The 12,415-nt window shown below is 73.3% G+C and carries 11 protein-coding genes; 6 read left to right on the top strand and 5 right to left on the bottom strand.

Annotation, left to right across the window (positions count from 1 at the left end; genetic code table 11):
* Positions 1-55: 55 nt before the first annotated feature.
* On the bottom strand, positions 56-2,209 hold the full coding sequence (locus tag IO30_RS0105135; protein WP_031139699.1) for a SpoIIE family protein phosphatase: 2,154 nt from the start codon (positions 2,207-2,209) through the stop codon (positions 56-58).
* A gap of 67 nt (positions 2,210-2,276) precedes the next feature.
* Positions 2,277-2,801 carry a hypothetical protein gene (locus IO30_RS0105130; protein ID WP_031139697.1) on the bottom strand — a complete coding sequence of 175 codons (525 nt, stop codon included), beginning with the start codon at positions 2,799-2,801 and terminating at the stop codon, positions 2,277-2,279.
* A gap of 218 nt (positions 2,802-3,019) precedes the next feature.
* Here IO30_RS0105130 and IO30_RS0105125 point away from each other — a divergent pair, with 218 nt between their 5' ends.
* Together IO30_RS0105125 and IO30_RS0105120 are read left to right on the top strand one after the other, a co-directional pair.
* Positions 3,020-4,444 carry a lamin tail domain-containing protein gene (locus IO30_RS0105125; protein WP_031139695.1) on the top strand — a complete coding sequence of 475 codons (1,425 nt, stop codon included), beginning with the start codon at positions 3,020-3,022 and terminating at the stop codon, positions 4,442-4,444.
* A gap of 114 nt (positions 4,445-4,558) precedes the next feature.
* Complete coding sequence (locus IO30_RS0105120; protein ID WP_031139693.1) at positions 4,559-5,170, top strand: dihydrofolate reductase family protein; 612 nt, start codon at positions 4,559-4,561, stop codon at positions 5,168-5,170.
* 21 nt (positions 5,171-5,191) lie between these two features.
* Here IO30_RS0105120 and IO30_RS0105115 read toward each other — a convergent pair whose 3' ends face one another.
* Positions 5,192-5,605 (bottom strand): carboxymuconolactone decarboxylase family protein, encoded by a 414-nt coding sequence (locus tag IO30_RS0105115; RefSeq protein WP_031139691.1) that lies wholly within the window; start codon positions 5,603-5,605, stop codon positions 5,192-5,194.
* 52 nt (positions 5,606-5,657) lie between these two features.
* Here IO30_RS0105115 and IO30_RS0105110 point away from each other — a divergent pair, with 52 nt between their 5' ends.
* The 3 genes from IO30_RS0105110 to IO30_RS0105100 are packed head-to-tail and all read left to right on the top strand — an operon-like array spanning position 5,658 to position 7,957.
* Complete coding sequence (locus tag IO30_RS0105110) at positions 5,658-6,182, top strand: MarR family winged helix-turn-helix transcriptional regulator (protein WP_031139689.1); 525 nt, start codon at positions 5,658-5,660, stop codon at positions 6,180-6,182.
* A 45-nt stretch (positions 6,183-6,227) separates the two neighbouring features.
* Positions 6,228-7,349 carry a saccharopine dehydrogenase family protein gene (locus IO30_RS0105105; protein ID WP_031139688.1) on the top strand — a complete coding sequence of 374 codons (1,122 nt, stop codon included), beginning with the start codon at positions 6,228-6,230 and terminating at the stop codon, positions 7,347-7,349.
* On the top strand, positions 7,346-7,957 hold the full coding sequence (locus IO30_RS0105100) for a TetR/AcrR family transcriptional regulator (protein WP_031139686.1): 612 nt from the start codon (positions 7,346-7,348) through the stop codon (positions 7,955-7,957). The genes IO30_RS0105105 and IO30_RS0105100 overlap by 4 nt, the downstream gene beginning before the upstream one ends.
* Before the next feature lie 113 nt (positions 7,958-8,070).
* Here the strand turns inward: IO30_RS0105100 and IO30_RS0105095 are convergent, their stop codons facing one another.
* Positions 8,071-8,484: an SgcJ/EcaC family oxidoreductase gene (locus IO30_RS0105095; protein ID WP_199920980.1), complete on the bottom strand. Its 414-nt coding sequence runs from the start codon at positions 8,482-8,484 to the stop codon at positions 8,071-8,073.
* A gap of 523 nt (positions 8,485-9,007) precedes the next feature.
* Between IO30_RS0105095 and IO30_RS0105090 the strand changes: the two genes are divergently transcribed.
* Positions 9,008-9,514, top strand: a complete 507-nt coding sequence (locus tag IO30_RS0105090; RefSeq protein WP_078904545.1) for a C40 family peptidase — start codon at positions 9,008-9,010, stop codon at positions 9,512-9,514.
* 297 nt (positions 9,515-9,811) lie between these two features.
* On the opposite strand, the gene IO30_RS0105085 is transcribed toward IO30_RS0105090, so the two are convergent.
* The gene (locus IO30_RS0105085; protein ID WP_031139680.1) at positions 9,812-12,349 is read right to left on the bottom strand and encodes an ABC transporter permease; all 2,538 of its coding nucleotides are present in this window, start codon (positions 12,347-12,349) and stop codon (positions 9,812-9,814) included.
* Positions 12,350-12,415 lie beyond the last annotated feature (66 nt).

Genomic DNA, 12,415 nt, shown 5'->3' with positions numbered 1-12,415 from the left:
CCTGCCGCGCCCCGGGCGGGTCACCCGACACGAGCCCGGGCCTGCGCCCGGTCCGTCAGCCGCCGCCCCTGGGGCCGGGCCGCAGCAGGAGCAGGGCGATGTCGTCGTGGCGGGGCCCGGCGCGTTCGGCGTACCGCAGCAGGGAGTCCGCGACCTCGTCCAGGCTGTCGTCCCCGGCGGCAGCGAGGTGTCCGGCGAGGCTCAGGGTGGCCTCGTCGATGTCGGTGCCGGGGGTTTCGACCAGTCCGTCGGTGTAGAGGGCGAGGAGCGCGCCCGGTGGGAAGGGGATCTCGATGGTCTGGTACGCGGCGGACGGCTCGATGCCGAGCAGCAGCCCCGGAGGCACCTCCAGGACGTCGGTGCGTCCGTCCGGGTGCCGCAGCAGGGGCGGGGGATGGCCCGCGCTGGAGAGGTACGCCCGTTGCCGGTCGAGGTCGACCTGGACGATCAGGCAGCTGGTGAACAGGCCAGGATCGAGATCCGCCAGCAACTGGTTCGTCCGGGTGAGGAGGACCGAGGGCGGCGCGCCCGAGGTGGCGTGGGCGTGCACGGCGGTGCGGACCTGCCCCATGAGCGCGGCGGCCTTGACGTTGTGGCCCTGCACGTCGCCGATGGCGGCGACCACCGTGGAAGGTGTGGGCCGGATGAGGTCGTAGAAGTCGCCGCCGATGTCCAGGCCCTGCCCGGCCGGCCGGTAGCGGGCCGACACCTCCAGGCCCGGGACCCGCGGCAGGGTGTGGGGGAGCAGGGCGGTCTGCAGGGTGTGGGCCAGGTCGTGCTTGGCGTCGTAGAGGCGGGCCCGGTCCAGTGCCTGGGTGATCAGCCCGGCCAGCGAGGTCAGCAGGGCCCGCTCGGCCGGGGGGAAGGCCCGCCGCCGGTCGTAGGAGAGGATCAGCGAGCCCACCGGGTGGCCGGAAGCGGCCAGCGGCAGGAACGCCCAGGCGTTGCGTCCCGCGTACCGGGGCGCCGAGGGGTGGGCGCGGTGGAATTCCTCGTAGGTGGAGAAGAAGACCGGGGATCCGGTGGTGAGCACCCGGGCATTGGCGACCTCCGAGGTCAGCGGCGCTCCGTCGAACCGGTCGAGGAACTCCTGCGGATATCCGCGGTGGCTGACGATCCGCATCCGGCCCTCCTCCACCACCATCAGCACCAGGCCCTGCGGGCCGAGCGCCGGCACGATCTGTTCGGCCAGCAGCTCCGCCACGTCCCGGACGCCTGCGGCCTCGGCGAGGGCCACGGCCAGATGTGTGAGGTGGTACAGGGCCATCGCCCCGACCATCTCCTGTGGACTCGCCCCCTGCCCGGTGGCCGGGGCGGCCGGACCTCCCGCACCCGTGCCCTCGGGCCCGGCGGGGGAGATGTGCACGCTGATCCCGTGCTCGTCCGGGTACAGCTCGAAGAGCAGACGGACATCGGGCGGGCGCAGCGCCGTGAAGGCCGTCGGAAGGCGGGAGACGATCGCGGCCCGGTAGCGGTCCTCGACGACGAGGTCGCGCAGCCAGGGCAGTGCCTCCCAGGGGCGCCTGCCCAGGAGCCAGGAGGCCTGGTCCCCGACCAGGTCGGCGCCGGCCGTGTTGATGAAGGTGATCCTGCCGTCGAGGTCCAGGGCGCAGCAGCCCAGGGGCAGCCGCTCGGCGAACTCCAGCGCCGCGGCGGCCTGGGCCGGATCCGTGACCCGCGGCTGCGGCGCGCAGACGAACCGGGGCTCGCCCGACGGCGGCCACCGTTCCCCGCCCTCCCCGGCCCCCTGCTCCACGCACGTGGCGGCCCGGCGGACGAACGCCTCGATCGCGGCCTCCTCCCGCGGGCTGAGCTGCGGAGGGTGCCGGACGGGCCACAGAAGCACCACGCCGCCCCACGCCTCGTCGCTGCCGGTGATCGGTGCCGCGGCGAGCAGGAACTCGTACGGGAGGACCAGCCCCAGCCGGGGGTACCGGCGGGCGATCTCCTCCTGGCCGCCGCCCAGCCAGACCAGCCGCCGCTCCCGGACGGCGTCGGCCACCGGGATCGATTCGTCCAGGGAGATGCGCGCCCACGGAGCGGTGATCTGCGGCGGCGCCCCTGCCACCAGCCCCAGCCGCAGGACCCGCTCGCCCGGCGCCAGCAGGTAGACCAGCCCGACGGAGGCGCCGGTCTCCAGCATGAGACGGGCGAGGGGCCCGTCCAGCTGCTCCGGCCCCTCGCAGGAGGTCCCGTCCGCTTCACCCATATACGGGACGATATGCCGCTGGGCCCGTCGCGGCATCCATCCCCGTCACAGGGCCCGTCAGCCCGCGTCAGTGCTTCAGCGTGACCTTCAGGGCGACGATGACCAGGCCGAGTACCAGGTTGACGGCCGCGGCCGCCGCCACCGTACGGCGCGTCGCGCCCGCCCGGTACGCGGCGTACGCCGCCCAGCCGACCTGACCGGCGACCGCGACGCAGAGCGCCAGCCACACCGCTCCCGCCGTGTCCAGGCCCAGCAAGGGGCTGACGGCTACCGCGACGGCGGGTGGCATGGCCGCCTTGACGATCGGCCACTCGGCACCGCAGACGCGCCCGATCTCCCTGCGGGTCAGGGCCACGAGGGCGATCCGCTCGCCGAAGAGCCGGGCGAAGACGTGCGCGGCCCAGAACACCACCCCGGTGGCGAACAGCAGCACGACGAGTTCCAGCCGTGGGAACTTGCCCAGCGAACCGGCACCGACCACCACTGAGGCGGCGAGGAGCGAGCCGTACACCGCGCCGGTGTAGTCGACGCGCTCCCGCGGGATTCCCGTCGGGTCTCGCGGCGGGCCTTCCTCGGCTCTCCGTCGTGTCATGCCCTCAGTGTCGTCACCCGCGGCCCTCTCCGCAGGGGCGCCACGCCCGTAGGCCCGGCCACCGCGACCGGTGCCCGCTGCCTCTGCGTACCCCGAACGCCGGGGAGCCACGGCTGTTCGGCCGCCGTTCACGGGCCGGGCCCCTGTCCGCGGGGGCCCATTCGGCCCGGACGGGGATTCTCGTGCCGCACCTCAGCGACGACCCCGGGAAGATCACCGTGACCGCATCACACGCGCGCCGTCGGCGCCACCGCCTCGCCCTCGCCCTCGTAGCCGGTCCGGCGCTGGCCGCGGGAACCCTGAGCGGCGCTCCGGCGCACGCCGCCCCGGCCGACGACGTCCGCATCAACGAGGTCGTGACCACCGGGGACGTCGACGACTCCGTCGAACTGTTCAACAAGGGCACCTCCACCGTCGACATCTCGGGCTGGATCCTCAAGGACGAGAGCAACAGCTCGAAGTACAAGATCGCCTCCGGCACCACGCTGGCTCCCGGCGGGTTCCGTGCCTTCGACGTCCACGGCTCCTTCGGCCTGGGCTCCGCCGACAAGGCGCGCCTGTTCCTGCCGGACGGCAGCACGCCGGTCGACAGCTTCAGCTGGTCCGCCCACTCCGGCCCCTCGTGGTCGCGCTGCGCCGACGGCGCCGGCCCGTTCAAGGCGGCCGCGGTGACGCTCGGCGCCCCGAACGCCTGCGGCACCGGCGGGGGAGGCGGCGTCACTCCGGTCGCCTGGCCGGGCGGCGGCTCGGTGACCACGGCCGACGCCGCGGACGTCTTCGGCCAGGACCTCAGCGGCCTCCACCAGGAGGGCGCCGTGATGTGGGCCGCCCAGAACTCCGGCAAGCTGTGGCGCCTGGTCCGGGACGGTTCCGGCGGGTGGACCCCCGACACGGCGAACGGCTGGTCCTCCGGCAAGACGCTGCGCTTCCCGGGCGGCGGCTCCGGCACCCCCGACGCCGAGGGCGTCACGCTCACCGCCGCGGGGGCCGCGGGCGGGGTCTTCGTCTCCAGCGAGCGCAACAGCGGCTCCTCCGGGACCAGTCGGCTGTCCGTCCTGCGCTACGACGTGAGCGGGACGGCGTCCACGCTGACCGCCACCAAGGAGTGGGACCTGACCTCCGACCTGCCGCCGGTGGGCTCCAACCTCGGCCTCGAAGGCATCACCTGGGTTCCCGACACCCACCTGACCGGGGCCGGGTTCAAGGACGCCTCGACCGGCGCGGCCTACGACCCGGCCCGCTACGGAGCCCACACCGGCGGGGTGTTCTTCGTCGGCGTCGAGGGCACCGGAGCGCTCCACGGCTACGTCCTGCAGGACTCGGGTGCCTTCACCCGCGTGGCCACCGTCGCCAGCGGCCTGGCCGGCGTCATGGAGGTGCAGTGGGAGCCGCAGGCCTCGCGTCTGTGGGCCGTCTGCGACGACACCTGCGGCGGACAGCACCGCACGCTGCGCATCGACGCGTCCGGAGCCTTCGCGGTCTCCGCGGTCCACCACCGCCCGTCCGGCATGGCCGATCTCAACAACGAGGGCTTCACCGTGGCCGGCGCCGACGAGTGCGTCGGGGGCGTCAAGCCCGTCCACTGGTCCGACGACGGCAACAGCGGCGGCCACGCACTGCGCAAGGGCACCGTCAGCTGCTGAGACCCGTCTGCTGAGACCCGTCTGCTGAGCCCGCAGCCGTCCGGTGGGTCCCGGCGCCCCGCCGAGTCCGGGAGTGGGACGATCGCGTCCCCACCGAAGAGGAAGTGGTGCGCAATGAAGCTGGTCGTGCAGGAGTTCCTGACGCTCGACGGCGTGTCCCAGGGGCCGGGGTCCCCGGAAGAGGACACCAGCGACGGGTTCACGCGGGGCGGCTGGTTCGTACCGCACCTGGACGAGGAGTTCGAGCGGCTGGCCGGCACCTGGCTTGCCGAGGCGGACGCCTTCCTCTTCGGCCGCCGCACCTACGAGAACTTCGCGCGGGACTGGCCGCAGATGCCCGACCATCCGTTCGCGGGCATCCTGAACGGCTTGCCGAAGTACGTGGCCTCCCACAGCCTGACCGAGGCGGGGTGGGAGCCGACCACGATCCTCGACGGGGACGTCCCCGCCCGGGTCGCCGAACTGAAGCGGCGGCCGGGCCGGGAACTGCAGGTCCACGGGAGCGCCCGGCTGGCCCAGTCCCTGCTGGCCGCCGGGCTGGTGGACACCTTCCGGCTGGTGATCGCCCCGGTCGTGGTGGGCAGCGGCAGGCGCCTGTTCCCGGACGGCGGCGCACCGGCCGGCCTGCGGCTCCTCAGCCACCGGACGACACCGGGCGGCCTGTCGGTGCACACCTTCGACGCGACGGGGCTTCCGGAGTACGGAACCTACGGAGCCCAGGCGTAGGACCGCATCGGCAGCGCGCTCTCATGAGGCGCGGGTGAGCCGGTTGGCGAAGGTAGACAGGGTGTAGGCACCGACCCCGAGGACGACCTCCAGGGCATTGCGGCGGGTGTACCCGTGGGCATGGAAATCGGCCAGCTCGGCGTCGCTCACGGCGCCGGACGAAGCGAGAACCCGCAGGGTGAAGAGGCGGACGGCCTCCAGCCGGGCGGGGTCGGGGGCCGGGCCGAGGCCGGACAGCTTGGCTTCGTGCATGTCGACGCACAGGTGGCACTGGTGGTGCGTGGCCACCGTCAGGATCACGGTCTCGCGGGAGTGCGCGTCCAGTGTCGTGGCCTCGAAGGTCCGGCTGAGCTCGAGGAAGCCGTCCAGGGTTTCGGGTGACTCCTTGAGGAGGGCGACGGCGTGCGCGGTACGGGTGGACAGGTCGGCGGTCACAGCGGCTCCAGGAAAGGGGGCGGGGAAGGGAGGGGAGGGTAGAATCGACAACATGGTTGACTATCGCGATGGGGAAAACGTAAACCAGGTTGTCGATTCGGGCAAGGGCAATTCCGAGGGCCCCGGCTACGAGCTGCCCCTGCTCCTCCTCGGCGGGTTCCGCACGCTCATCGACCGCCTGCACGCCAGGCTCGCCGCGGAGGGCCACCGCGACCTGCGCCCCGCCCACGGCTTCGCCATGCAGGCCATCGGCGTCCACGGAGCCACCGCCAGTGAGATCGGGCGGCGCCTGGGGGTGTCCAAGCAGGCCGCGGGCAAGACGGTGGACCGCCTCCTCGCCCTCGGGTACGCCGAACGCACCGACGACCCCGGCGACGCGCGCCGCAAGCTCGTCCGGCTCACCCCGTACGGCCGCTCCGCGCTCGCCCGCTCGGCCGCGGTCTTCGACGAACTGCGCGCCGAATGGGCCGCGGAGATCGGCGCGGACCGGCTGCGGGAGGTCGAGGCCGCCCTCCGTTCGGTCGTACCCGCGGAGGCCGCCCTGCGCCTGGACGCCGGCAGCTGGCTCGGCGGCTAGAAGGTGCGGGCGGGTTTCTAGGTCGCATGACCTATAGTTTGCCGCATGGACAACGATCAACTGCTGCACGACCCCGACGGACCGGTGCTCCTCGTCGGCGGGTACGGAACGGTGGGAGCGGAGCTGGCGCGCGCGGCGGCCGGCCGGTGGCCGCTCCTGCTGGTGGGCCGCTCGCCGGAGAAGGCCGATGACCTGAGCCGCGCGCTCGCCGCCGAGGCGCGGCGCTGGGACCTCGGCGACCCGGCTCCGTTCCGGGCCGCGGTACGGGCCGTCGTGAGCGTGGTCAACGATCCGGACGACCGCGTCCTGCGGGCCGCCCTCGCCGGCGCCGTGCCGTACGTGGACGTGACCCGCTGGACGTCCCGGGTGCACCGCGCCGCCGCGCTGGTCTCCCTCGGCGCGCCCGGCGCCGCATCGGCGCCCGCACCGGTCCTGCTGTCCTCGGGCTGGATGGGCGGCGTCGTGCCCCTGGTCGCCGCGGCCCTCGCCGAGCGGCTGGGCGGGGCCGACCGGGTGGAGACCGCGATCCGCTACGACCTGGCCGACCGCTCCGGGGCGGACTCGGTGGAGTTCATGGACCGCCTGGGAGTCGACTTCGAGGTGCGCGAGGAGGGCAGGACCGTGTCCGTCACCCCCCTCAGCGGCGCGCGCACCCAGGCCGTCGGGGAGCACCGCACCAAGGTGGCCAGGATCGACACACCCGAACAGTTCACCCTGCCGCTGACCCTCGGCGCGCGCACCGTGACCACCCGCATCGGCTTCAGCAGCACCGCCGCCACCTCCACCCTCGTCGGCCTGGGCCGCATCGGCTTCTTCCGGCACGCCCGCGGCGACCGCTGGCGTCCGCTGCGCCGCCGTCTGCTCCACGCCCCGGGGGAGGGTGGCACCGCGGGCCTGTCCGTCGAGGTCGAAGGGCCGCTCGGGGTCCTGCGGGCCACCGTCACCGACCCGCACGGCCAGGCGCACCTCACGGCGGTCGGAGCCCTGCTCGGGCTGGACCGCGTACTCGGTACCGACGGTGCGTCCCCGCGCCCCGGGCTCGCCTTCCCCGAGTCGCACCCGCTGCCGCGATCCGTCCTGCCCGCCCTGGAGGCGGCCGGCGTGCGCGTCGTCGTCGAAGCGGGCCCCGCCGCGTACGCCGCGCCCACCACCCGCGCCGCCGCATGAGCACCGCGAAGGGGTCGGCCCGCCGGACCGCCCTCCTGGACGCGGCGGAACGCACCCTGGTGGGCGGCGGCCACGGGGCGTTGTCCCTGCGGGCCGTGGCCGAAGCGGCCGGGGTCCGCCTCGGCCACCTCCAGTACTACTTCCCGACCCGCGACACCCTCCTGGAGGCCGTGCTCGACCGTCTCCTGCGCCGTTCGCTGGACCGCCTCACCGAGGTGGCCCCGGGCCTCGCCCCGGACAGTACGGAAGCGGTTGCGCTGGACCGGCTGATCGAGTTGCTGCTCGCCGAGCAGAACGACCCCGAGCTGGTCAGGGTCTTCGTCGAACTGTGGGCCCTGGCCGCCCGGGACGAGGCGGTCGCCGCGGCCGTCCGCACCTTCTACGGACACTACGCGGACCTGGTCACCGGACAGATCCGGCTCCACCTGCCCCACCTGTCGGCGGGCGAACACCGCGCACGCGCAGAGGTGTTCATCGCCCTGCTCGAAGGCAGCGCCCTGATGCGCTCGGGCATCGCGGGGACCCCGTCCGCCGCGACGGACGCCCTGGTCGCCCGCACCGCACTCGCCCTCGTCACCGCACCGGGTGCCGGCGGACAGCCGGACTGACCGGCTCCGGGTACCGGGCATCGGGCGTCCGATGCCCGGTACCCGGGACGGTCGAGGAGGGCGCAGGGCGGGCTCGGCCGCTCCGGGGTGAGGTCAGGCGGGAAACGAGCACCTCAGGCGGCCACGACCCCCGTGTTCTGGCAGGCGGTCAGCAGCCAGCGGCCGTCGGCCTGCTTCGAGATCACGTACAGCGGGGCGCCCTCGCTCTCCTCGCCCGGGGAGAAGTAACGCTGGCGGACCTTGACCGCCGCGACGTCGGGGCGGATGAAGAGCACGTGGCCCACCTCGTAGGTGACCTCGCCGTCCCAGCTCGCCGCGGGGAGGACCTTGCGGGTGAATTCCGAGATCGCGTCGAGGCCTATGAGGACCTTGCCGTGGGCCGTCGTCCAGATCGCGTCCGGGTGGAAGAGGCCGAGGAACTCCTCGGGGTCCTTGTTCCGCTGGGAGTGTTCGACGGTGGCGACGAGCCGGTTGATCGCTTCGATGTCTGCCGCGTGGGATGTGGATTCCGTGGTCATGTGGATCATCCTCACACCTCAACCGTGATCGAGGTCAAGGGTGTGTTCACATGGCGATGCGGGGAGATTGCGTGCAACTCGTTGTCGTTTGCAACAAGATGCCCGCGCCCCGTGTCATACGCCCGTCTGCTGCCCACCGGCGAACGGTTCTTGGTCCGGGCGGCCGGAGTCTACCCGTCCCCGGACCTGAAATCGGGGCGCGGGCCGCGTACATGGGGTTGCCCGCACGCCCCATACATCAAAGGGGCCGGCAAAGGTCCGTCGGCCACGCCGGGTTCACTCGACCGCAGTCCCTTCGCGGGCGCGCACAGCGGGGTGCGAACAGCGTCGGTACGGCGCCACGCGTGTTGGTCTGTGCATATATCCGCTGATTTGTTGCAGAATCGATATCGCTCAACCCATGTCGGAAGTGGATTGCGGGCGACAACGGAGAAAACTGGTCGGCCGCTACGCCTCAGGATTCGTCACCGAAAGCAGGAGCTTCACAGGTATCCGATCGACCGTTGCTGCATTCGAACGCGGAGGTACCACGATGTCCGTCTTCAGGAGCGACTCCCGTCAGGACCGACAGGCTCACCGAGTTGTTGTCCGCCGTACCGCCAGATTCCGTTCCCCTCGCGTCCTGCTGCTCTGCCTGCTGGTCACCGGCACCTTGGCCGGTCCGACCGATCCCGCCGAAGCGGCCGCACCGTACGGAGCCAAGGTGGTGGCCGTGGCCGCCTCCAAGAAGGGGGCCCCGTATGCCCGTGGCGCAACCGGGCCCAAACGCTTCGACTGTTCAGGGCTGACCCTCTATTCCTTCCGGAGGGTCGGAAGGCAACTGCCGCGCACCGCCGAGCAGCAGTACGAGCGCACCTCGCGCATTCCGCGGAGCAAACGCGCATTGGGTGACCTGGTGTTCTTCCCGAAGGGCTCGACCATGGGACACGTGGGCATCTACGCGGGCCACGACAAGATCTGGCACGCGCCCCGCCCGGGCACCCGCGTACGGCTGGAGCGCATCTGGAGCGCAAACGTCCGCTACGGTCGGGCGGGTTGACCTCCTCCAGGGGTCCGTATGGCCCCGAGGCGGCCACGCGAGGTCAACTCGCCCGCGCGCCCGGCGACATCGGGCACCGCCACCTCAAGGACCGGCCGACAGCAATACACAACTGCCGCTCCGCGCCGTACGGTTGCTCGTGCCGCCCGTCAGGCCGCGGCGCCGAGAGCGCTCAGATCGTGGGTGACCGGACCTGGGTCGCAGCCTCGGACCTCGATCCCGAAGGGGTCCACGGCTCATCGGCTGCGGCCGGGCCCCGCTCCCCGTGCGTCTTTGCGAGCGGCGAGCGGCGGGTGGTCACTGGGCCGCCGTCGCGGAGGGGATGTCGACGCGGGCGGCCCTGCGAGCCGGCCAGAGCGAGGCGGCCAGGGCGCCCGCCAGGGCGATGAGCACGCCGAGCGCGAGGCGTCCCCAGGGGAGGACCAGCGTGTAGCCCACGACGTGTTCCTGGAGGGTACGGCCCAGGGCCCAGCCCAGGAAGACGCCCATGGCCGTGCCGAGGGTCGCGCCCAGTCCACCGAGGAGCAGGGCCTCCAGGCGGATCATCCGGGCCACTCCGGCCCGGTCCAGGCCGAGGGCGCGCAGGGTGCCGATCTCCTTGCGGCGTTCGAGGACGGACATCGCGAGGGTGTTGGCGATGCCCAGTGCGGCGATCGCCAGCGCCATGCTGAGCAGGGCGTAGAAGACGTTGAGCTGGTCGCCGATGTCCCCGCTGTCCCGGGCCCGGATGTCCGCCTGGTCGAGGACGGCCAGCGCGGGATTGTCACCGAGGGCGTGGTGGAGCCTGCCGAGCGCCGCCCGGCCCGGTCCGCTGTCGGTGGCCACGAGGATGCCGTCGGTGTGCGGGGTGGCGTCGTAGCGGGCCACGAGGGAATCGGGTGCGGTGATGCTGGGCAGCAGATTGCTCTGTTCGTCCGCGTGGTAGATGGCGCCGATGGTGACGCTGCCGCGCCGGTCGTCCCCCCGTTCCAGGGGGAGGGTCTGGCCGACGCGCCAGCCGGCCTTCCCGGCCTTGAAGTCGGCCACGGCGATCTGGCCCTGGGCGAGGCTGTCGAGGGAGCCCTCGACCACGTCGTACCTGAGCAGCCGGCCGATGGTGGACGGGTCCACGCCCGTCAGGACGGAGGGGATGCCGGCCAGCCGGTACTCGGTGGACTGGTTGAGCGGGCTGGACGCGGCGCCGGGCAGTGCCCGGAGGGCCTGTGCGGTGGCGGGCGTCATCCGCATGCCGCCCTCGGCGGGCTTCACCAGGTAGTCGGCGAGGAAGTCGTGGGTGGTCGCACGGTCGAGGTACTGGGCGGCGGACGCTCCGAGGACGGACAGGCCCGAGGCGAGGGTGAGGGCGATGGCGAGCGCGGCGGCGGTGGCGCCGGTGCGGCGCGGGTCGCGCACCGTGTTGCGGGCGGCGAGGTCGCCGTGCACCGGATGGAGGCGCGTCAGCAGCGGACGGACCAGGGCGACGAACGGCCGGGACAGCAGCGGGATGCAGCCGATCGTCCCGGTCAGCGCCAGAGCCGCGCCGAGGCCGATGACGGTCCGGGCGTCCTTGCCCGAGGTCAGGGCTCCGTACACCACGGCGACGGCGCCGGTGAGCACCAGCGCGGCGCTGAGGCCGTTGCGCAGGGAGCCCGCACGGGCCGGGGCCGTGGGCTCGGCGGCGCTGAGTGCGGCGACGGGAGGGATGGCCATGGCACGGCGGATCGGAAGCCATGCGGCGATCACGGGCAGGGCGGTGCCGACGAGCAGGGACGTGATCACGGTGCCCGGGGTGAGGACCAGCGGGGCGTCCGGCCGGCCGGCGGGGGCGAAGAGCGTCTGGAGCAGGGCGGCGACCCCGGTGCCCACGGCGAGTCCCACTGCGGAGGCGAGGGCGCCGACGATCAGGGTCTCGGTGAGCAGGATGCGGCGCACCTGCTTGCGCGAGGCGCCGACGGCCCGCATCAGGGCCAGCTCCCGGGTGCGCCGGGCGACCAGCATGGTGAAGGTGTTGGAGATGAGGAAGGTGGCGACGAACAGGGCGACCGCGGCGAAGCCCAGCAGGATCTGGCTCATGGTGTCGCTGTCGCTGGTGGCGAGGTTCGCCTTGATCTGGGCGAGCCGGGTCCCAGTGACCGCGCCGGTGCCCTGCGGCAGCACCGGTTCGACGCGGGTGAGGAGCTCCTGCGGGTGGGTGCCGGGTGCGGCCGTGAGCTCGACGCTGCGGTAGCGGCCGGGCTGGAGGAAGAGCTGCTGGGCGGTGGCGTCGGCGAACAGCGTCAGGCTGCCCCCGGCGGGCAGGCGCATCCCGTCGGTACGGAAGACCCCGCTCAGGGTGTACGAGGCGGCGCCCTGGTCCGTGCCGACGCGCACGGTGTCGCCGACGCGGTAGCCGCCCTTCGCGGCGGTGGCCTCGTCGAGGGCGACCGTGTCGGGGCCGGCCGGGCCGGAACCCCGGACGAAGCGGTAGGCGGGGTCCGCGCCGCCCGGGCCCGGGGCGAAGTTGCCGCCCAGGTGGGACGGGCCGTGACCGATCAGGCGGCCGTCACGGTCGGCGACGGCTGCGAAACCGTCGACCCGGCCCGCGGCGACGGCGACACCGGGGACCGCGGCCAGGCCGGCCACCGTACGGGCGTCGATGCCGGCCGGCCCGGTGCCGCCGCCGGGAGGGCCGTCGGAGGCGACGTTGACGGCGATGCGCTCGTAGCCGTCGGTCGCCCGGGCCGTGGAGGCACGGCCCAGACTGTCGCCGAAGACGAGGCTGCCGGTGATGAAGGTGACGCCGAGCATGACCGCGCACGCGGTCATCAGCAGGCGGGCCTTGTGCGCGGACACGTTGCGCAGGGCGGTACGGAACATGGGTGCGGATCCTGGGATGCGGGCTCGGCCGACGCGCGGGCGGGCGGACGAGCGGTGGCGGCTGGT

This window comes from Streptomyces xanthophaeus (assembly GCF_000725805.1).
Classification (GTDB): Bacteria; Actinomycetota; Actinomycetes; order Streptomycetales; family Streptomycetaceae; genus Streptomyces; species Streptomyces xanthophaeus.
Note: the sequence above shows the minus strand (reverse complement) of the source record. Positions and strands in the feature narration are given on the sequence as shown.